Below are 20,927 nucleotides of genomic sequence, written 5' to 3' on the forward strand. Positions count from 1 at the left end.
GTCTAGAACGAATTGAGATAAAAAGTGTTCTGGAGTATGCGCATTTGCGTAGATCAATGATGGAAGGCGAAGCTTTCAGGTGTCTGTTGGTGGTCGCACGTCTCGCCCCACGCCTGTCTTCTTAGCTTGGGTTGATGCAACACAGCTCCATGGCCAACGCGGCTGCTTCTGACAAAGCTCAATCCCACGTGGTTGTCGTTGGGGCCGGCTGGGCCGGTTGGGGGGCGGCTAAGGCTCTCTGCGAAGCCGGTGTTCGCGTCACCTTGATCGATGGGATGCCTGATCCCACTGGCAGTCAGCCGATCACCACCACAAGCGGCAAGCCGTTTGAGGCTGGCACCCGAGGTTTTTGGAAGGACTACCCCAATATCGATGCCCTGACGGCAGAGCTCGGACTCGGTTCGATCTTCACGGATTTCACCACCAGTGCGTTTTGGTCGCCCGAGGGGTTGGAGGCAACGGCTCCTGTGTTCGGTGACGCCGTGGCGTTGCCGAGTCCTTTGGGGCAGGCCTTTGCAACGGTCAGCAATTTCAAGCGTCTACCCGTTCAGGATCGACTCAGCATCGCGGGCCTGCTCTACGCAATCCTCGATCTCAATCGCAGTGATGCGGTGTATCGCAAGTACGACGCGATTAGTGCGCTGACGCTGTTTCAGCAGCTCCGTATCAGTGATCGCATGATTGATGATTTTCTGCGGCCGATTCTGTTGGTGGGATTGTTCAAGCCGCCTGAGGAGTTGTCGGCAGCCGTGACGATGGAGCTTCTCTACTACTACGCACTGGCGCATCAAGATTCGTTTGATGTGCGCTGGATCAAGAGCAAGAGCATCGCCGAGCACTTATTTGCCCCCTTGAGTGAGCGGCTTCAGGACGAGCATCAGCTGCAGGTGATGGGAGGCACATTGGCTACAGCACTCAAGATGTCCACCGACACCCGAGGCGTGCGGTCAGTGGAGACCCGATCGGTAACGACTGGACGTAGCAGTGTCGTCGACAACGTCGATGCCGTGGTGCTGGCTGTGGGTGCCAAAGGGATGGGAGCGCTGATGGCCAACTCGCCGGAGTGCGCGGCGTTGACGCCCGAGCTGGTGCGAGCCGGCAGCCTTGATGCGATCGATGTGGTGTCGGTGCGTTTGTGGTTGGATCGCACGATTTCAGTTGCCGATCCCGCCAATGTGTTCTCACGGTTCAGTGCGCTGAAGGGAGCTGGAGCCACGTTCTTCATGCTGGATCAACTGCAACACGACACGAAGCAGGCGCTCTGGGGGGATCAGCCTGAACAGGGTTCGGTGATCGCAAGCGACTTTTACAACGCCTCCGCCATCGCTGAACTCAGCGATCAAGAGGTTGTCGATTGCCTGATGCAGGATCTTCTGCCGATGGCGCAGCCTGCCTTCCGTGGGGCTGTGGTTGTGGATCAGGAGGTGCGTCGATACCCCCGATCGGTGTCCCTGTTTTCGCCAGGAAGCTTTATTCAGCGGCCTCCACTGGAAACCTCTTTGGCGTCCGTGGTTTGCGCCGGAGATTGGGTGCGAATGGGCGAAAGAGAGCATGGTGCCAAAGGCCTCTGCCAGGAGCGGGCCTATGTGAGTGGGCTGGAAGCTGCTAATTCGTTGCTACGCCGAGGAATCGTGAAGGGCAGCAACGCATCCTCAGGCCAGCAACACCCCGTGTTGCCGATCCGCGCCGATGAACCTCAAGTGGTGCTCGGCCGTGCGCTCAACAAACTCGTGATGGATCCCATCGAATCCCTCGGGATTCAGTGGCCCTGGCTATCGAGTTAGTTGGCTGGGGTGCAGCGAAAGGGCTCAGGCCATAAAAAAGGAAGGCCTCCCCAGACCTTCCCCCGTACGACGCATCCCCGTTCCCTCAGGGACTTTCCAATTGTTATGTATCGTCTCGAACTTTTTTGTAGGGACGGGTACAAAGTGCTGATCGATAGAGGATCACAAGTGAACTGATCTTCGATTGGTCAGTACTGGCCTTGCCGCAGGCTTCATCTCGTTCGTGTTTTCTTGGTTGTCTTGACGGACCCTGCACCATGGGATTGTTCATTCTGAACTTTTCCGATGTCCAACGTCCGTGACATGGTCAACACGCACTTGCCTGTTGTCCTCAAAGTTGTCAACACAGTTGCCCTCGTTGTGATCGCTCTCTCGAGTGTTTGTGCTGCTGATTCCTTGAAGGAAATGTCCGGCAAAGCTGCCGCTCCAGCTGCAGTGACCGAGACCAACTGAAGCTGCTAATCACGGGGGCACTTCGCTCCCTTTTTGGTTTTTTGAACAATTGCTTGAATTGTGCCGAAGATTCGTTTGTCAACGCTCGGGACAATGTGTGTTGCTCATAAAAAAAAGGGAGGTCTCCCCAGACCTCCCCACGCTCGACGCCGTCACCCCTGCGGTGACGAGTTGATTGTTATGCACTGAGTCAAGAACCCCTGTAGGGATGAGTACAAAATTGCTGCTGGGTTAGGAGATCAAAAAAAGACCTCTGGGGAGTGGGTACCCCAGAGGTCTTGCCCGCCCTCTCATGACGTGGGTTAACTCTCTTTCAAAGAACTGGTTTTGAGCATGGGGAGAACCGTCTGAACGGGTCGTAAAGACCCACCAGGATTGATGGCACCTTGAAGTTATGCCATCAAGGTGAACATCACCTTCATTCTCTAGGTCTCAATCCCACGGGGCATGTGCCGCGCCATTTGAATCCTCTTATCGCCACTCTTGCGCTGATCAAATAATGAGGTAAAAGAGGTAATCACTGTGAAGTCTCATTGTGTTTGTCACTACTTTTGGGCAAAAAGGTGGCGTAGCTAAAACCTGTACCAGCATCCATTTGGCGGCGCATTGGGCCAAGACTGATCGCTCTGTTGTGTTGGTTGATGCTGATCGCAATCGGTCAGCCACCGCCTATGCCTCAAGGGGGCTACTTCCATTCTCTGTCGTTCCAATGGAAGCGGCGGCAAAAGCTACAAGAAGTGCCGATATTGTGGTGACGGATGGTCAGGCCAGTAGCAACGAAGAAGAGCTAAAGAATTTAGTTGAAGGTTCAGATCTCATTATTCTTCCTACAACAGCGCAAAGTCGATCCATTGAGCTCACTGTTGAAATGGCATGCATGCTGAATAAGTTCGATATCCCCTATGCAGCACTGATCGTGAAGCTGATGCTAGAAAAAAATCTTCGATCGAATTCGCAGGGATATTTTGCAGGGCTTTGATATTGAAGTGCTGCGTACCGAAATTCCTTTGCTCAATGCATTTGAAAATGCTGAGACTCAGGGAGTCACTGTTGATCGAGCTGTGATGAAAAATGGCCGGTCTGATCCGCGACGGATGTCTGGTTTTTATGCCTATTCCCAAGCGTGCGATGAAATTGAATTGTTGATGCCGAAGAGGCAAGTGATTCAGATGCCGATTGGCTGGAATGTTTCGCGCTTAGAAGATCGTTGTGCATAACTCTGTTTAAGTTCATCCAAAGCCAAGCTTTAACGGATTTGATCTGCCTACAACGCTGAGAAATTCAATGCGGTCACTGGCTGGGTCATACAGGGTGTAATTCGTTCCAGAACCGATGCCGACCACACTGCGTTTGGGAACCGCTTGCTCGTTTTGTTGCTCCCCGGTGGGATCTTTCACGTTCGATTGGATCTGCCCCCCTGTCAGCGTTAATCGGAATTGCTGGCCACTACGCGCAGTAAAGAGTCGATTGACATCTAGGCGCGTTAAACGATCCAAAAGGATCAGTGGCGAGGTGGTGTCCTTCAACTGATCACCCACATCGGCGGAGCTGCCATGGATGAGTCCACAATCAAGTTCGATGAAGCCGAACTGCAGCGAAGCCAGCCAGCTGACGTGTGCTGGGTCTACTGCCTTCCGCAATTCCTGAATCGATGTTGTTCTGTTTTGGGTGCTTTGTGCCGGTTCCCCCCGGTAGCCGTACGCCACCAATAGCTGTTCTTCCCACCATCCATAGATGCAGTTGGGCTGCAGATCGCCGCGCTTCGGTTGGCGTAAGCGCGTCAATAGCGCATCGCAATTCCGATCTGGGCCAATCATGTCGCCCAATACAAAGAGGTGGGCTATCCCACGCTGCTTTTTGAGGTCGGATTGGATCCGCTCGTAGAGATCAAGATCTCCGCAAAGTCCACTCACCAGCGCCCAACGTTCAATCATCGCTCGCACACGTGACTGGCATCTTCGGCGCGCTCGGCATATTCGAAGCCATGGCTCAAACGCCAGGCAAACACGTCGGGTAGGCCTGCTTCCACAATGGCCCGGCAGGTTTTGGCCACGTCGTAGTCCACCTCACGAATGCTCACGTCGCCTGTGTTGTCGTCATGGACGACGTAGGTGGCTTTGGTGCTGCCGTGCCTGGGTTCTCCGACGGAGCCAGCATTCACGATGCGACGCATCGGCAGTGTCATCTCCTGTTCACTGGCTGGCTCGTTGCCGCGTTGCTGCACGCTGACGCGAATTGACCCACCGCTCAGTTCCCGTACATAGGGCTGATGGGTGTGACCACAGAACAATGTTTCGGCTCCTGCGGTTTCCACCCGTTCCAAGGCTGCAAAAGCATTCATGTCTGGCAGCAAATATTCGTGCTGACTGTTGGGACTCCCGTGCACGAACAGCAACTTGTCCCTGCGCAGGGTGGTTGGCAATTGGGCGAGGAATGCTTTGTTGTCGTCCGTTAAACGGTCGGCTGTCCAGTGATGGGCGTGATGGCCCCGCCGCTCGGCCAACTGGGAGGGGTAGCTGCATTCACAGGCGTTGAGGCCATCGATGATGTCTTCATCCCAGCAGCCTTGGCAGGTGGGAATAGCGCGCTGGCGTACGAGTTCCACCACTTCATTGGGCTGGGGGCCATAGCCCACCAGGTCGCCCAGGCAGGTGATGGTTTTGATGCCTTGTTGGTCGATGTCGTCCAGTACGGCTTCAAAAGCCGCGAGGTTGGCGTGTAGGCAGGAGATCACAGCGTGGGCCATCGTTAAGCAGCGGTTTAATGAGTGGTTTGTAGAGCGGTTAAAGAGTGGGTTGAAGATTGGCTTGTTGGTCCCGCAGCGGTGCCTGCTGAAGCTCCAGCACGTCGTCGCTGAGTAAGCAGTCGTGAATCGTGCTTTCGATGCCTGCCGGAATCAAGCCCTTTCCCTGGATCACAAGGTGAGATGGACGATTGGGCCTGCCGGTTGGCGGAACCACCGACTGCAAAGGAAGAAATTGAGATCCCGATTGGCTCACCATCCAGTTGCAGAAAAAAGAGCGCCCATCCGGCATGTTCATCAGTGCCTTGGCGCGATACACATCCCCATAGGCTCCGTTCACCAACTCGAACCAGAAGCTGCTGAGGCTGTTCGGATCCCAAACGCAACCCTGAAGATCGAGGTGCCAGGCCTCAAGTTTGGTGAAGTCCAGAGTGTCTTGTTTGGGGAGTTCCGGGTCCACCCCGAAATGCAGCGTTCGATCTGGCGTGAGATTGAACTGCTGCAATTGCTGCTTGATTTGCGGATCAAGTTCGTCGTCGTTCTGGGCTGTTGAAGAAAATTGTTGGGCCTCTATCAGCACGAAGCGTTCATCCGAAGACAGCTGTGAATCGGAGGGCGGCTCGGACCCATCCTCCAGCTGGGGGATCTGGTCCATCAGCCAGCTGCGGTCGATACCTGCGTTATGGCCAAGTTCCAGGCCGTCGTGGGTCGACCCGTCGAGACGGAGATAAACGCAGGCGCCGCCATGGTTCAGCAGGGTTTCGCGGATCCAATTGGTTTTTCCGCAGCCAGGCGGGCCCGTAATCAACCAGGTCTGCTGCATGGTGAAAGGCTCAAGTCAGCGCCCCGCCTCAGAATTAGGCCGGAATGGGAATCATTCTCATTATGGCCGTTCAAATGATTCTTGCCGCTGAATCAAATGCGCAGGTCAGCAATGCCGAGCATTACGGCGGGCAGGCCATTGAATACAACATCGCTAGTAGGAGGCTGTTTCTGTAACGGCGAAAAAGGTTTGCTTTTAGGTGCCCCCATTTGAACCTTCGGTTCAAGGGACCAGAGTGATTGGATCAGGGTCAACGTCGTTCCAGGTCGAGCCGTCGCGGACACACACCAGTGGTGTTAATCGAATGCTGAGGGGGCGTCCAGACTCAATATCGATTCGAAGGCCGCTGTAAGCAGGTTTGTCTGCAGCGGCTTGCCATTTTCGACCAATAAACAGTTGGCTTTCGGCTACCACTTTGCTGGCCCCGTCGGCGTCGTTCTCCATGAGCTTGTTTCCCTCCTGTCGCTGATCTCTCAAGCCATAACCGCTTGCACCGCAGATCACCCAGTTGAGGTGGCTGTCGGCATGTCCAGTGTCGTGGGTGCGCAGCACTTCCATGCAATGGGCATGGCCACTGAGCACAAGATCCACAGGCTTCGCGGATTTGAGGTCTCGCCCTAGGGATCTGGCAACGCCATCAAAAACTGCTCGCAACTGACGTCGGATGGCGTGCGTGTCAGCCTGATTCCATTTTGTTTTTTCGGTGACGTAGGCGGGATGGTGCATGGTCAAAATCCGACCCCTGACCTTGGTGTCGCGGTGGGATTCGATCAGCCCTTGTTTCAGCCAATCCAGTTGTTCATGGTCCACCACTGCGACGTGTTGGATACGACGCTGAAGGTCGAAGCATTGCTCCTGGAGCGTCTCTAGTTCATCGAACAATTCGTCGCGCTTCTCTTCCTCCAAGCTCCTGTTGGCCAAAGCTTTGTAAAGAGAGGATTGTCGCTGCTCAAGACTCGACAACTCACGGTGCAGCTCGAGTCGATTCTGTGTTGATTGCTCGGGGGTGATCAGGGTGTTCGAATCCAGGGCGAAGACGTCGACGCCGGCATGTTGGAAGCGGTAGTAGCGATTGGGCAGATGGGTGTTGGTGCCGGGCCTGTACCGCATGCAGCGCTGCCTATTCCACGTCGCGTCGTAATTGGTGTTGAGGTGATCTTGAAGTTGAGCAGGAGAAATGTCGTCGAGCACATCCAGAAAAACGCTGGCATAGGTTCCTCCTTGTTTTGAACCGCGCCATCCCATGTCGACGTCGTGGAACCATTGCAGATGGCGACGTAGGGGAAGGGTTAGGCCCGCCAGTAAGGCGATGGGAAGGGAAAGGTCGTAGTAATCGTGATTCCCCGGCACCGGGAGGAATGGCTTGTTGAAGACCAGACCTCGATGGCTGATGGTGTCCCAATCCTTGCCGTGCTGAAGCCATTCCCGATAGGGCTTCAAAAAGTTGTTGCGGTACTGATCCGCGGCTCCAACGAGATACACGACATCTCCGGTGTGGAGCAGATAGGCGGCCTTCGCTTTATGGGGTAGTAGACGTTCGGCAATTTGACGGGGGGGACTGTTGAAGCGGTGGCGACCGGTGCCGCTATCGCCGATCACTAAAAAGTGAAAGGCGTCGTCTCCTGCTGGTGTCTCGAACTCTTGATCAAAAACGAGTCGTGTCTGGTCGATCCCTTGTCGGATGAACTCCGGATGCTTCCAGCGCACGCGAGCGGCCATTTTGCTGATCTTCTTTTGGATCGGCGGATCGCTTGCGAAGTTCAAGATTTCAGAGGTATTGGTGCAACAACTTGCAACGCTCTTGAGTTCACTGTAACCATCACATGTTGTGCATCAAGAATTTCACCATCAATGACCAGCTTCTGAGATTCGTTTAATTCAATCTTGATTTGGTCGGCACGAAAACAGGCCAGGTCATTGTTGTTTGAGTTGCTACTCATCACAGCTGACCAGGCCAAACTGGAGAGCACAGATAGGCCGCTTATGGTGTCTTTGGGTGACGCCACAATGATATCGAGTAAGCCATCATCAGGGATGACCTTGCCGAATCCTTGTGCCATCACTGATGTGGCAGGAGCGGCGTTGGCGATTGTGATTGCACTGGCATCAACGCGGTAGTCTTTGCCATCGATTTGTAGGGTGGCTTGGAATGGTTTCTGATCCACAATTTGTCGCGCACCCGAGAAGATGTACGCCATGGGTCCAAGAATATTTTTTAATTTTCGGTTGGCTTTGTCTACCATTCCCGCCTCAAAACCAAGGCCGGCCAATAGGATCATTGGCTTGTTGTTGCATATAGCGACATCGACCTGACGGAGATTGCCGAGCAGCAGATTGGTACAGGCGGCTTTTAATCCTGTTGGTATTCCGAGTGCTACTGAGAATGCGTTAGCAGTGCCACGTGGAATGATTCCAAGGGGGATATCGCTCCCTTGAATGGCACTGGCTACAGCTCCAACTGTTCCATCGCCACCCGAAGCAATGATGATCGAATCACCGCCATCTTCCCCATCGAAAGCGTTGATTTCCTTGATCAAGTCTTCTGCCTGTTCGGCTGGGTCTAAACCGGGTTGAGTTTTCCAGATTTGCAACATGAATTGTGGTTCGAGATATCGGCGAATTTCAGCAAGTTCGATGTCAGGATCCCCCTGACCAGAGATTGGATTGAAGATGAGATAACCTCTTCGACTTCGTTTAATACCTTGTAGAAGACCTGTTGCTGAGGCTGGGTTCAGTGCGATTGGCAGGTCGTTTAGCAGCGCCGCACGAATCAGTGGTTCAGTTAGAACACTGTTGGCTTGAACCTCGGGTGGTGCTGGGAAATGAATCAGCGCACTGATCTCTCCTTGGAGGATCTTTGCTGCCATTGCAATATCACCACCTTTACGGATCGATTGACAAGGGGTAATTGATAGATCTTTCAGACTCTCTTGTGTGCCTATTTGTTGGAGGATATCTTCTGCAATCAGTAATGAAAATCCAGAGAGGATTTTGGTGTTGTTGCTGACCCAGGTTCCAAGCGCTGGACAAGTATTTTGATCGGCATTGAGAACTAGAGTTGAGGGCATTGTGTCGCTAAATTTATAATTTTGAGTGGAATCTTTTTTTAAATTAATTGAATTAAGGGTTGTTGTCTAAAGCCACCTTCTCTCGTTTGCAGTCGTCACTGTTTCTAGTTTTTCCGAGTGATGTCTGGGCATGAATCTCCTCCGCAGCTGCACGTAAATCTGCTCGGAAAACTTCATTCGTATGCAGTCGGGACACGGTTGCTGCCCCGATGAGCTGCCCAGCTTGCACGTCGCTGTACCAGTGCACATTGCAAATGTTTCGGCTCCTTCCGTATTCCAACCCCCGTTGGAGGATTTGATCCTGTTGGTTTGGAGCTATCTCACTGAGGATCAGAGCCCAGGCCCAGCCCACTGAGGTGTGCCCGGATGGATAAGAGCCGTCGGTTCGAAGTATCGCCTCATCGTCAGGAGTACAGATCGCCTGCCCATTGCCCATGAATGGCCTGCTTCGCTGGTAATGGTTCTTGGCTTTGTAGGAGGCAAGTCCGGCATCAGTGAGTGAGCGGCGCAGGAGCGTGTAAAGCCTCGGTGTGCGTTCTTCGGAAATCTCAATTCCCACGCTGCAGGAAAAGATGGACGCGGCTGCAGGAAAATTGAGATCGGCATCCTTGCTTGCTTGTGTCCAGCGTGCTGTGGCTTCAAGTGCAAAATTCGCCCTGGCGATGTCCTCATCAAGTGCCTGTGCCGCTGATCCTGGAGCCGGCGGTGGAGCCAGCAGTTTGAGGGAGTCCGGAAGAGTCTCTGGAGCGAGGTAGCCCTGCACAAGACCATGCTTCAGCTCCTTTAAATCACTTGGTGATCCGACATTGGATTCGCAGTAACTCGTTAATTCACCTGCTTCAACAGGACCAACGACAGCTAGACCTGCTCCGATCAGCAGCAGGATCAATCGGCTGATTCTGGTTTGCAGCATGACAACTTTTGCTCTCTCGTTCAGTACTAGCTCGTTGGTCTGAGTTGGTGAATCACGCCACGACGATTCTGCTCAAACCGGACCATCCCTTTGCGCGCCTGTAATGGGAAGCGCCTTAATCAGCGACGCCGGCAGCGTTCTTCCTAGCTTGTAAAAGCAATGTGAAAGCACATGTCGTTGGGCTGGACCTCGATGCAACGTGATCGGCGGCCCGAAGTCATGGATCAGCCGGGGCTCGATCCAGCCGAGCATGACCGAGCCCTTCAAGGTCTGCGTCGGATCAATGGAATCAGTCGCTGTGTGCCAGGGCTGTTTCGTCACGTTGAGACGCTCGCAGGTGAGAGTCCCGCCACTCAATTGAGCGTGCTTGAGCTGGCTTGCGGAGGTGGCGATACGGCGATCGAGCTTGCTGCGCTCGCCCGAAGACGCGATTTGGATGTATCGGTTCAAGCCTGCGATCTGAATCCTGAAGCGGTGCGTCTCGCCCGCCGCAATGTGGCCAGATCAGACAGCAACGTTGGTGTTTTTGTTGCTGATGCTTTGGACCCGTCTGAATCCAAACAATTTGACGTGGTGTACTGCACCCTTTTTGTTCACCATCTCGATCCACCCGATGTGGTGCGACTCCTCACAGGGATGGCAGCTAGGGCTCGTCGACTTGTGATTGTTGACGATCTAATTAGGAGCCGTCTTGGGTATTCCTTGGCTTGGATGGGTACGCGACTTCTGAGCCGATCTTGGGTGGTTCATCACGATGGTCCACTGTCGGTCAAGGGAGCTTTTACTCCTTCAGAGATCCTGGACCTCGCCTCGCAAGCTGGTTTGCGCGACTGTGCCTTGGAACGGACCTGGCCTGAGCGCTACCGGCTCTGCTGGAGACCCCACTGAGATGCAGACCTGAGATGCAGAACAGCTGGGATGTGATCGTGATTGGGGCAGGAGTTGCCGGTGGCTTGGCCGCCTTTGATTGTGCCCGTCGCGGACTACGAGTTTTGCTGGTCGAAAAACGTTCCTTCCCCCGCTGGAAGGTGTGTGGTTGCTGCTTTAACGCCAATGCCTTCGCAGCACTCACGGCCTCAGGCCTTCCGAACGTCTTTCATGATCAAGGTGCTGTGCCCCTCGATCAACTTCGTCTTGGTTGGGGTGGTAAGGCGCTCAAGCTTGACTTGCCAGGCGGTTGGGCACTTTCGCGGGAGCGCTTCGATCAGGCTTTGGTCGACGCGGCTGAGGCTGCTGGCGCAACAGTGCGCTTTCAAACCAGTGCCGTGCTTGAGGAGATCACTCCCGATGGGCGAATGGTGCGATTACGACCGCCGGGTGATGCTCCCATTGAACGGATCAAGGCCCGTGTGGTGCTCGTTGCAGCCGGACTGCAGCACCAGGTGATGTCTCCGACCCATGCGGCCAGCTCGAGGAGCACGCCGGAATCGAGGCTTGGGGCAGGTTGCCTCATCAATGATGACGACGGTTCTTACGAGCCTGGGGCAATCCATATGGCCATTGGCCAGCGTGGCTATGTCGGCTTGGTTCGACGTGAGGATGGTGCTCTCAACCTTGCGGCCGCTTTCGACCGCGCTGTGGTCAAGTCGTCTGGCGGTGTGGTCCGTGCGGCAGAAGACGTTCTCTATCAAGCTGGCTTCCCCTTGCCTCGAAGCTTGGAGTCGTCTCGCTGGCAGTTAACTCCTGCGCTCACCCGTCGTGCTGGTCTGTTTGCAGGGGATCGCTTTTTGTTGCTTGGCGACGCGACCGGTTATGTGGAGCCTTTCACCGGTGAGGGCATGGCCTGGGCTCTTGCCGCTGGGGCGGCGGTTGCTCCTTTTGTGGAGGAAGCTCAGGGGGGATGGTCCGTGGATCTCGAGCGGCGTTGGCAAAGGAGGTTGGTGGATCTGACGATTAGCCGTCAACGGGTTTGCAGTGTGTTGTCGACGTTGTTGCGACAACCGCTCACCACAAACGCGTTGTTCAGCCTCGGGTGCCAATGGCCTGCGATCCCACAGCGCGTTATTCGCAGCCTCAATCGGGTGTCTCCCCTGATGGCGAGCTCCTAATCCATGCCTCTCATCCTTCATGGCATTGGTACGGCGGTGCCATCTCGGCGACTGAGCCAGGCAGACGCAGTGCAGGTGGCGCATCGGATCAATGCCGAAACCCCTGAGCAGACAAGGCTGTTATCGCGGATTTATCAGAAAACCAAGGTGCTCAGCCGTGGAAGTGTGCTGCTGGAGAAGGATGGAGACGATGGCACGATCCAGGAGCGTCTCAGTTTCTACGGCGCCGAAAGCCCGAGTACCGCCGAACGGATGCAGGCGTTTGATGATTACGCCGGTGGATTGGCTCTTGAGGCCGCTGCAAAGGCGTTAAGCGATAGCGATCTCTCAGCCGCTGCAATCACGCATCTCGTCACCGTTAGTTGCACCGGTTTTCAGTCGCCTGGTGTTGACCTGTATTTGATCGAAAAGCTCGCGCTAGCGCCGAGTGTTCAGCGGACCCATATCGGTTTCATGGGATGCCACGGTGCCATGAATGGACTGCGTGTTGCCCACGCCTTTGCGGAGATGGATCCCAAGGCTGTTGTTCTGCTGTGCGCTGTAGAGCTTTGCAGCCTCCATATGGCCTATGGCTGGCACCCAGAGAAGGTTGTTGCCAACGCTTTGTTTGCCGATGGAGCGGCTGCCGTTGTCGCCTCCGCCAATCCTTCCCCTACCCATCAGTCCTTAGCGTTGCGACGTAGTGGCTCGATGGTGATTCCGAATAGTGCAGATCTCATGCACTGGGAGATTGGTGATCACGGTTTTGCCATGGGCTTGTCGCCCCTTGTTCCTGAAACGGTTGGAGCTGCCTTGTTGCCTTGGCTGCGAGATTGGCTCAAAGAGCAGGCCATTGAGCTTGAAGCGGTGACGAGCTGGGCTGTGCATCCAGGGGGCCCAAAGATTCTTTCGACCTGTTCCGAGGTTTTGTCGCTAGAGCCGAACCTATTGCTCGATTCCAGAGCCGTTCTCCAGGATCATGGCAACATGTCGTCGGCAACAATCCTGTTCATCCTTGAGCGGTTGAGGCGGCGGGAATGTTCCGGTCCTTGTCTTGCACTGGCCTTTGGCCCTGGCCTAAGCGCCGAGGTGGCACTTTTCGATCGACAAGTGTGATTTTCATCTGAGGACGTTGATATGGATGTCGCTGGTGAACCAAACCTTTCTCCATGGTCAGGGGCATGGCCCAGTCGGATGGTTTGGAGCCTGCGGGAGAATTGGAAAGATCCGAGGGTGTCTGTGCCTCACCCGGTTCATTGACAAGGGCAGATCAACGCTGGCCTTCGTGGCTTACACAGCCACTATTTTGATTTGAGTTTTCTAAGGCAATTCTCATTTTCTATCCCCTATGTGGGGGAGGTCTAAGGGTCAAGTTAAGAAGAGACTGGCAAAAGCAACGTTCTCTAAATGGCCCCAATACTGCTCTTTATAACTGGCGTGCTTGCAGGCGTCATTGCTGGCTTCATCCTCAGCCGGGTGTTTAGCAAAGGCCGCAGCAGTGGTGGTTCTGGTGAAGCGCGCTTGCTGGAGGAGCGGTTGCTGAAGGCGGACCAGGGGTTAGAGCAATTCAGCAGGCAGCTTGAACAACAAAGTGCTGACTTGCAGTCTGTGCAGCACGAAGCACAGCAGGCACGTGAATCTGCGGCTGTAAGCAATACGGAATTAAAAGGGGTCAGCCAAGAGCGAGATGCGCTCAAAGCTGCACATGCCACTGCTTTGGCTGCGATGGAGCAGATCAGACAGGAGAAGGAGTCTCTAAGCAAAAAAATGGCTGAGGTGGCAGAGCAGCTGCGTTCCCAAGAAAGTCAGACGCAATTTCTGGCGAAGGCCCGCACAGATCTCCTTACTCAATTCCGTTCATTGAGTGGACAGATGCTCGATGGCTCCCGTGATGCCTTGCTTAAGAGCACCAAGGAAACGGTGAGTGAACCGTTCGCGAAAGAAGTGCAACAGCTGCGCCAGCAGATGGAGGCTCTTCAAAAAGACTCCAACGAAAAACTTGGCGTTCTGGCTCAAACAACGATGGACTTACGCCAGCGCAGCGAAGACGTACAAGGTGCAGCTCAACAGCTCACCTCCGCTTTGCGCTCACCGAATGTGAAGGGTCAGTGGGGGGAGGTGAACCTGCGCCGAATCCTTGAGTTCGTTGGGCTGATTAGCTACTGCGATTTTGATGAGCAGGTTCATATCGACACCAATGAAGGTGCTTACAGGCCGGATTGTGTGATCACAATTCCTGGGTCAAGGCGCTTGATTGTTGATTCCAAGGCACCGATTGAGAGCTACCTCGATGCACTACAGGCGTCTGATGATGCACAACGAGAGGCTGCTCTGAGCCACCATTTGAAAAAGGTGCGTAGCCACATTGATCTGCTGAGCAAGAAGGATTACGCCGGCAAGCTCAGCGCCCTAGGCCAGGTGGTGGATGGGGTGGTTCTGTTCATCCCTGTGGAAGGTGCTCTGTCGATGGCGTTGGAGCGTGATCCGCAGCTGCTGGAGTACGCCTTCAGCAAGAACATCATCCTCACCTTTCCCACCAGTCTGCTAGCGATCTTGAAAGGATTGGCGATGACGATCCAGCAGGCAGAGATCGCCAAAAACATTGATGAGATTCAGAGCAATGCAGTGGAACTGCACAAGCGCTTTACCGTCTTCATCGACAAGTTCAACGACATCGGCAGCAATCTGAATCGCTTGAACAAGAGCTTCAATGCAGCGGTGGGTTCAGCGCAAAGCCGGCTGTTGCCGCAGGGTCGGCGTTTTGCCGAGCTGGCAGGGCAAAGCGGTGAGATTGATGTAGCTGATCAGATTGATGAGGTGGTACGGGAGATCCAGGCCGGTGAGTGATCTCAGCCGTTGTTGACGTTACGTCGAGTGATTTGAAGCTGCTGAAATTGTTTGCAAGAACTCTTCTCTGCTCATTGATGTTTCCCCTGTCGCGAGCTCTTCCATAGCCTTTGTTGGAAACAACGGACTCCCCGGCACCCATAGCTCGCAGCTGTCGCTGTTGTCCTCGTAATAGGAGGCATTGCAGGTCACGCGCATTTCCTCATCGAGGCCGGGTTGGGTCCAGGCGAAGTCGTAGGCACCGATCGGTCGAGAGCTGCATCCCGGTGGCAGCAGCGACGGCTGTCTGAGGATCGCTTCGAGATCAGCCAGGGTGAGCGGTGAAGGCTGCAGGCTGTTCACCACTTCATGGATGGCATCAAGGTCCTGAAGGACATCATCAAGATCGAGGCCCTTGATCTCGGACTCCTGCTCCACAGCTGCCACCGCTGATGCCCTCGCCTTCTCCCGCTGATCACGGCCGACGAGGGTGGCCTGGGAGATGGAGCTGGAGGCCTTGGCCAGGATCGGCTGCAGCTTGCCCACAACCTGCTCGAACATCGCAATCCGGCCTTTCAGCGCCCGATAAACATCGGCTTCCACAGTTCCATCGAGATGCAGGTTGACGATCTGCATCTGTTCATGGGTCTGGCCGATGCGGTCGATACGGCCGATGCGCTGCTCCACACGCATGGGGTTCCACGGCATGTCGTAGTTGATCAGGGCACCGCAGAACTGGAAGTTCAGGCCTTCGGCTGCTGCATCGGTGCAGAGCAGGATCTCGGCATTGCCTTCCTTGAAGCCCCGTTTGGTGGCCTCGCGGTTCAGGGCTTTCCAGACCCCGCCCTTCTGCAGGATCTCTCCGCCGCGACCGGTAAAGGCCATCAGGCTGGTGCGCTCTGCGCTGATCAGCAGCTCCTTGAGGGCATCGACGGTGTCGGTGTACTGGGAGAAGACGATCACCTGTTTGTAGCCCTGGTCCTGCATTTGCTCGATGGCCTTGAGGAACTCGGCCCCCTTGCTGTCGTGGCCGACCAGGGGCTTGGCCTGATCGAGCAGCACCCCGATGGCTTCGAGTTCCCCTTGGAGCGAGGGCTCCTGGAAGGCGCTCTGCATGCCCTCCAGGTCGAAGGACTGCTCGTCGCTGATGTCGTCGTCTTCTGCGGCAGCCGCGTCTTCCTCCAGCTGTTGCTGCTGGCCAGCCAGGCGCTTCTCCAAGGTGGAGACCAGGGCGGCCACGCTGCTGGCGAGGCGGCGCCGGTAGATCGTCATCACGAAGCCCACTGCCGATTTCTTCTGGCCGGTTGCCTGGGCGTACTGACTGGAGATGAAGCCCTCCACAGCGTCGTACAACGCACGCTCCTGCGGCGTGCTCTCCAGGAAGCGGTCGTCCACGTGGCGAGTTCCGATGGCCAGATCCATCGATCCCTGCTGCTTGTAGGCCCGCAGCAGGTTGCGGCTGTGGCGGGAGATCAGCCCCTGCACAGGAGTCCAGCGTTTCGCCAGGGCAAGGGAGGCCTGGCGGATCTCGACACTGAGATTGCGGCGGGAGAGGGGGTCCCTGTCATTGAGGGCGCGCAGGGCCTTGCGTTTGCGCAGCGGCGTCCTACGCAGCTCTTCCGGCATGGCATTGTCCGGTGCCTCGCCAAACGCCGACACACTGCTGCGCCACAACCCAGCCAGGTAGGCAAGTGTGGCCTCATCCGGGTTCTCCTTTTCCACCCACTCGAAGAACCTCTCGAAGGCGTCTTCGGTCCACTCGGGGGGCATGCCCAGCAGGGCGAGCAGGTCCCACACTTCCAGCTCACTCACCTGCATGGGCGTAGCGGTGAGCAGCAGCAAGCCATTGGTGCGCTGGCTCAGCTGCTGCATGAGCTGCATCAGGGTGTTGGGGCGGAGGCGCTCGCCACCGCTGCTGCTGTTCTCCCGACGGGTGCGGGCGTGGTGGGCCTCATCGAGCACCACCAGGTCGTAGGGCTCGGCTTCCAGCAGATCTTTGTGGCGGTCGCGCCGCCGCATCAGGTGGCTGGAGACCAGCACGTAGGGCTCTGCTGTCCAACTGCTCCGGTCTACCGGCCGAGAGAGCCCATCGGGACGGAAACGGGTGGGTTGCCAGTCGAGTGACTTGCCGCTGTAGATGGGCCAGTCGAGGCCAAACTTCTCGCGCAGTTCCCGCTGCCACTGCTTGAGCACCGACGCAGGCGCCATCACCAGCATGCGGCGGGCACGGCCGCTCAACCAGGCCTGGCGGAGTAACAGGCCGGCCTGGACCGTTTTGCCGAGGCCCACCTCATCCGCGATCAGCAGCCTGGGCGGCCACTGCTGCCAGAGGCGCTGGAAAGCGCGCTGTTGGTGGGGCCAAGGAGTGACAGCACTGGTGCCTTCACCGACCCGTTCGGCTCCAGGCAGATCGCTAGCGGCGGCCTGGAGCACGTAGCTCCACACGATGCGGCGCCGTTCATCGATGTCGGGAACGATCTCAACGACGGGCTCTGGCTCTGGTGCTGGCAGATCGTTGAGGAAAGGTTTAAGGCGACGGGGCAGTGCCTGCTCGGACGGCGCATAAATGGCCAGTTGCTGGCGGATTGCCTCAGGGAGGGTGAAGGTTCGGGCGCCGGCGTCCTGGTTTTGCCAGAGCCGCAGAAAGCCGGCCTCCAGATCATCAATGGCCTCGACACCACCGGGCTTCCAGGAGCAGAAGGTCTGGATGGTTTCGAAGTTGCTGGTCCAGCCGTTGGGGGTTTCGTTGACGCTGCCGCTGAATCCCAAACGCTGCCCGTGCTTGTCTTCGATCACGCCCTCCTTGGCGTGGAAGATGGCGCCGTCATTGACGATGTGCCCGTCGATGAGGGGCAGCCCTACGCGGATCTCCAGGTGGCCCCGGCTCACCAGCCACGCCAGGAGCTCGGCCCCGAGAGCGGCGTCACCTTGGCCACCCGGCTCAACACCTTCGAAGGGGAAGTGGGTTGAGAGGTGATCGGTGAGAACAGTTTCAGAGGGAGTTCCGGCTGCCAGAGCGGTGATGTCGGCTTCGCTTAGGAACACGCCGGTGATCAACCGCATCTGGCCGCGGCCCAGGCCATCAGGTGACGCAGCCACCAGGTTTTCTACCCCCTCCAGTACCTGAAGCAGGGAGCGGCTGGTGAAGTAGCCGGTGACGCGCCAGTAGCGGACGGCATCCATCAGGGCCGGTTTGTAGAAGCCCTCCAGCAGACTCTCCAGGGAGCTGCTGAAACGCCCTCTCCAGGTGTGATCGGCAAGGCCGGCCATGGCTGCCTAAACCTCAGCCAGTTCCGCGAGCACCATTTCCAGCTGCTTCGGTGCCGGCACCTCCTCCGCTAAGGCAAGCCGACGCAGGTTCTCCAGGGCTTCGAAGTCGGAGGCAGCAGGCGCAGCGGCCTTCACCGGATCAAAGCCGGTGTAGCGGGCTGAGAGGGGCAGCACCTCCAGCACGGCCTCCAGAGCAGTGAGGAAGTCGGCGCTGTTAGCCAGGCCGTTGTCATCGAGCAACTGCTTGGCAGCGTTGAGGTCGATGCTGCGGGCCCGATGGGCACAGTGGTGGATGGCATCGATCCAGGAGCGGGTGCCATCAGGGGAGCCGAGCTTGCCTTTGGTGGCGCGGGTGGAGCTGTCCCAAAGGATCAGGTTGCTGGTCTTCTTCTCGGCCAGCACACCCACCACGTCTTTATCAAGGTCGAGACCCACGACGCGAGCGAGGCGCAGGGCTTCATCGAACGGGAACTGCGGCGCCTCAAAGGCATCCCAGGCCAGCACGAACCACTCGGTGAGCGGATCGAGCTGAGCGCGGCGAGAGCCGGAGGTGAGCTTCTCCATCCGCCAGGCCTTCACCTCACGGCGAGCAGCATCAAGGGCGTCTTCAGGGGTGACGGCGTAGGGGTCGTCTTCCTTGAGCAGTTCATCGAGGGTGAGCTGAGCACGACCTCGCTTCTTTGTTTTTTCTTCGATGGGCTTGGGCTGGCCGCGCTTGATCGGCCAGTGCAGGGAGAACTCCTCCAGGGCCGGACCGAAACAGGAGAGGTAGAGGTCAACACCGCGAATGCCACCGGCCTGGAACTGCTCGATGCGCTGGCGCACAGCCGCCTTCACGCGGGGTTCAAGGTCTTCCCAGTACTGCACCCCGTCTTCTAGCTTCTGATCAGGGCGTGGGCGGCACACTAGAAAGATCGTGCTGTTGGCGGCCGACTTGTCCTTGATGTGGAGCGAGCCCTCAGCCTCAGTGTTGATCGGCCAGGAGGCGGTGATGGCAAAGCCGGCATCGATCAGGCCCTTGGTCAGTGCATCCCAGGCCCCCGTGGCTTTGTGGGTGAACATCAGGGTCATCACACCGTCATCCTTAAGGACGCGGCGACATTCCGCGAAAATCTCGGCCATCTTCTGCTGGTAGTCGAGGCCAGCGAGAGCCTTCGCGCCCTTCTTGCCCTTGTGTAGGGCGGGGTTGGCAACGGCTTCGTTGTCTTTATCGGTGAGAGGCGCCATGAACAGCTCGGGGTAGAGCAGGCCAGCAGTGCGTTTGAGCCACACGTAGAAGAAATCGCTCAGCTCCGCATACATCACGTTGTCGTAATAGGGCGGGTCCATCACCACCGCATCTACCGTGCCGTCATCGAGGTGGTCCAGTGAATCACCGGAGCCGCAGGAGATCACCACCGGAGCTGTGGAGCTGGGCTGAGCTGTAGCCGTACTCGCTGAAAACAGGGGACCTGCGTCAGCGACCGACCCATTGTCTGGAGAGATGAGGTCGGTGAGCTCGCCGATGCACTTGGCCACCTGCCCGAAGGCCCAGTCGTAGCCGAGGCCCACGATCAATGGAGCCATCTCTGCATAGGACCACTTGAATCCAAAGTCATGACTGTCAAAAGTGTTGACCATGACTTCGCGGCTCCTGTGCCAACGCGTCATCCGCGAGTTGTAATCGCGAAGCTTGTCGAGAGCGAGGGCGATGCAGCCGAAAGCGGATCGAGCGGTTTCTGTGAGCCCACCAGGCTTGGCCGATTCTTCATTCAGAAGCGCTCGGAAGATCTCCACGCTGGTGCCATGGCAGAGCAGCTGGCGGCGGGAGAACATTTTTGACCAGTGTGTGTCGCCTCTCTTTAGAGGTAAGTCAGTACCCACAGAATCCCCATGGTCCCCAGTTTTGTGGCCAGGGGGAATTTCCTCCGAAGGGATGCAATCCAGCGCTTCCCACTCCGGCAACTTCTCCGCCATGGCGGCTTCGATCGCGGCGCTGTTGTCGTCTTCCGGGAGTGGGGCTCGGTAGCCACGTTCCCACTTGTCTTTCTTGGGCTTGCCGGTTTTGGTGTACTGGGTGGGCAGCTTGTGCTTGAACACCACTGCATACAACTGCTCTCCCATGTCACCGGCCTGAGCTTGGGCCTGTATCTGAGAGGCATCAATCACCCGGCCGCAGTCGGGATAGGGGCAGGTGGAATCGCCGCCTTTCACCGTGCCGTCACTCTGCTCGCCAGCACTGCCCACGATCACGAAGCTGCAGTGGCGACTGGCATCACCTGGGCCATCGCCCAACTGCGGCACCACCTTCACGCCAGTACCATTAGGCGCCAGCTTCCAGTTGGGAGACAGCGGCACCCTGCCGGCGCAGTATGGGCAGTGGATGGTGCGGGCCCAGAGGAAGCCATCAGGCCGGCAATCTGCTGAGGGTTCCGGTGGGAAAGCCCAGCTCAGGCGCTCGCGCACGCGGCTGGAGAGTTCATTGCCCAGCCGCTTCACCTCATCGACCAAGGCAGGGCCGAACTTCGCCGGCCACTCGAAGGTGGCCTTCTCCACAAGCACCGCCACGGGGTTGATGTCGTTGGCGAAGGTGGTGCAGCCCAGGCGCAGGGCCTCGAACGGGATCGCCCCGCCACCTGCAGTGGGATCGAGCACGGTTGGCCGAGAAATGCCGAGCTTCTGGGCTTCCTCTTGAAGCCAGAACAGCTCCTTCTCGCTGGGTGTGTGACTGAACGCACGGCTATAGCCGTAGGCGTTGGCACCGAGACGGACACCTTCACGCGTTGCTTTGGCGATCCGCTTCTTCGCCGCCACCGGATCCCCATGGATCCCGAGCATGTGCATGAACGTGCTTCGATCAGCATCGGCCGGCAGTAATGACGCCAACACCGCAGCCCGTGAAGCCACCAGCGGACGCCGCGCCCACCACACATGCAAGCGGTTCGGCGCCGGGAAGGGCGTCATCGGCGTCCGTTCACGCACGCCTTCGATGCCGATTTCGGCAATTGGCAACCACTCTTCGATCAGACGTTTGGTCATGG

General features: G+C 57.0%; 17 protein-coding genes. 9 read left to right on the forward strand and 8 right to left on the reverse strand.

All coding sequences use genetic code 11. The features are described from left to right. Nucleotides 1–149: 149 nt before the first annotated feature. The 4 genes from BL107_RS06935 to BL107_RS13320 all read left to right on the forward strand — a co-directional run bounded on the left by BL107_RS06935 (nt 150) and on the right by BL107_RS13320 (nt 3,454). Nucleotides 150–1,784, forward strand: a complete 1,635-nt coding sequence (locus tag BL107_RS06935) for an FAD-dependent oxidoreductase (RefSeq protein ID WP_156779499.1) — start codon at nt 150–152, stop codon at nt 1,782–1,784. A gap of 285 nt (nt 1,785–2,069) precedes the next feature. Next, nucleotides 2,070–2,237 (forward strand): hypothetical protein, encoded by a 168-nt coding sequence (locus BL107_RS12935; RefSeq protein ID WP_009789584.1) that lies wholly within the window; start codon nt 2,070–2,072, stop codon nt 2,235–2,237. 535 nt (nt 2,238–2,772) lie between these two features. Then, nucleotides 2,773–3,216 carry an AAA family ATPase gene (locus tag BL107_RS06940; RefSeq protein WP_369791568.1) on the forward strand — a complete coding sequence of 148 codons (444 nt, stop codon included), beginning with the start codon at nt 2,773–2,775 and terminating at the stop codon, nt 3,214–3,216. A gap of 7 nt (nt 3,217–3,223) precedes the next feature. Continuing rightward, nucleotides 3,224–3,454, forward strand: a complete 231-nt coding sequence (locus tag BL107_RS13320) for a hypothetical protein (protein ID WP_369791569.1) — start codon at nt 3,224–3,226, stop codon at nt 3,452–3,454. Nucleotides 3,455–3,466: 12 nt separating this feature from the next. Here the strand turns inward: BL107_RS13320 and BL107_RS06945 are convergent, their stop codons facing one another. Genes BL107_RS06945 through BL107_RS06955 form a run of 3 tightly spaced genes read right to left on the reverse strand, consistent with a single transcriptional unit; the run spans nt 3,467 to nt 5,803 of the window. Continuing rightward, entirely contained in the window at nt 3,467–4,171 is a 705-nt protein-coding gene (locus tag BL107_RS06945) for a phosphoesterase (protein ID WP_009789587.1), read from the reverse strand. Continuing rightward, complete coding sequence (locus tag BL107_RS06950; RefSeq protein ID WP_009789588.1) at nt 4,168–4,983, reverse strand: metallophosphoesterase; 816 nt, start codon at nt 4,981–4,983, stop codon at nt 4,168–4,170. The genes BL107_RS06945 and BL107_RS06950 overlap by 4 nt, the downstream gene beginning before the upstream one ends. A gap of 37 nt (nt 4,984–5,020) precedes the next feature. After that, a complete protein-coding gene (locus BL107_RS06955; RefSeq protein ID WP_009789589.1) occupies nt 5,021–5,803 on the reverse strand; it encodes a GTP-binding protein in 783 nt (260 codons plus the stop codon). Nucleotides 5,804–5,847: 44 nt separating this feature from the next. Here BL107_RS06955 and BL107_RS13235 point away from each other — a divergent pair, with 44 nt between their 5' ends. After that, on the forward strand, nt 5,848–5,979 hold the full coding sequence (locus tag BL107_RS13235; protein ID WP_009789590.1) for a hypothetical protein: 132 nt from the start codon (nt 5,848–5,850) through the stop codon (nt 5,977–5,979). A gap of 46 nt (nt 5,980–6,025) precedes the next feature. Here BL107_RS13235 and BL107_RS06960 read toward each other — a convergent pair whose 3' ends face one another. Genes BL107_RS06960 through BL107_RS06970 form a run of 3 tightly spaced genes read right to left on the reverse strand, consistent with a single transcriptional unit; the run spans nt 6,026 to nt 9,784 of the window. Next, complete coding sequence (locus tag BL107_RS06960; protein WP_009789591.1) at nt 6,026–7,567, reverse strand: metallophosphoesterase; 1,542 nt, start codon at nt 7,565–7,567, stop codon at nt 6,026–6,028. After that, nucleotides 7,564–8,871 carry a YegS/Rv2252/BmrU family lipid kinase gene (locus tag BL107_RS06965; protein ID WP_037988241.1) on the reverse strand — a complete coding sequence of 436 codons (1,308 nt, stop codon included), beginning with the start codon at nt 8,869–8,871 and terminating at the stop codon, nt 7,564–7,566. The genes BL107_RS06960 and BL107_RS06965 overlap by 4 nt, the downstream gene beginning before the upstream one ends. A gap of 52 nt (nt 8,872–8,923) precedes the next feature. Beyond that, nucleotides 8,924–9,784 (reverse strand): phosphatase PAP2 family protein, encoded by an 861-nt coding sequence (locus BL107_RS06970; RefSeq protein WP_009789593.1) that lies wholly within the window; start codon nt 9,782–9,784, stop codon nt 8,924–8,926. A gap of 171 nt (nt 9,785–9,955) precedes the next feature. Between BL107_RS06970 and BL107_RS06975 the strand changes: the two genes are divergently transcribed. From BL107_RS06975 to rmuC, 4 genes are all read left to right on the forward strand, one after another. Beyond that, a complete protein-coding gene (locus BL107_RS06975; RefSeq protein ID WP_009789594.1) occupies nt 9,956–10,672 on the forward strand; it encodes a class I SAM-dependent methyltransferase in 717 nt (238 codons plus the stop codon). Nucleotides 10,673–10,686: 14 nt separating this feature from the next. Beyond that, nucleotides 10,687–11,832 (forward strand): NAD(P)/FAD-dependent oxidoreductase, encoded by a 1,146-nt coding sequence (locus BL107_RS06980; RefSeq protein ID WP_009789595.1) that lies wholly within the window; start codon nt 10,687–10,689, stop codon nt 11,830–11,832. Between the two features lie 3 nt (nt 11,833–11,835). After that, a complete protein-coding gene (locus BL107_RS06985; protein WP_009789596.1) occupies nt 11,836–12,927 on the forward strand; it encodes a type III polyketide synthase in 1,092 nt (363 codons plus the stop codon). Nucleotides 12,928–13,248: 321 nt separating this feature from the next. Further along, the gene (rmuC, locus tag BL107_RS06990) at nt 13,249–14,658 is read left to right on the forward strand and encodes a DNA recombination protein RmuC (RefSeq protein ID WP_009789597.1); all 1,410 of its coding nucleotides are present in this window, start codon (nt 13,249–13,251) and stop codon (nt 14,656–14,658) included. Nucleotides 14,659–14,676: 18 nt separating this feature from the next. Here rmuC and BL107_RS06995 read toward each other — a convergent pair whose 3' ends face one another. After that, complete coding sequence (locus BL107_RS06995; protein WP_009789598.1) at nt 14,677–17,907, reverse strand: DEAD/DEAH box helicase; 3,231 nt, start codon at nt 17,905–17,907, stop codon at nt 14,677–14,679. 6 nt (nt 17,908–17,913) lie between these two features. Continuing rightward, entirely contained in the window at nt 17,914–20,925 is a 3,012-nt protein-coding gene (locus tag BL107_RS07000; RefSeq protein ID WP_009789599.1) for a DUF1156 domain-containing protein, read from the reverse strand. Between the last annotated feature and the right edge of the window lie 2 nt (nt 20,926–20,927).

The sequence above is a fragment of the Synechococcus sp. BL107 genome (genome assembly GCF_000153805.1).
Lineage (GTDB): Bacteria > Cyanobacteriota > Cyanobacteriia > PCC-6307 > Cyanobiaceae > Parasynechococcus.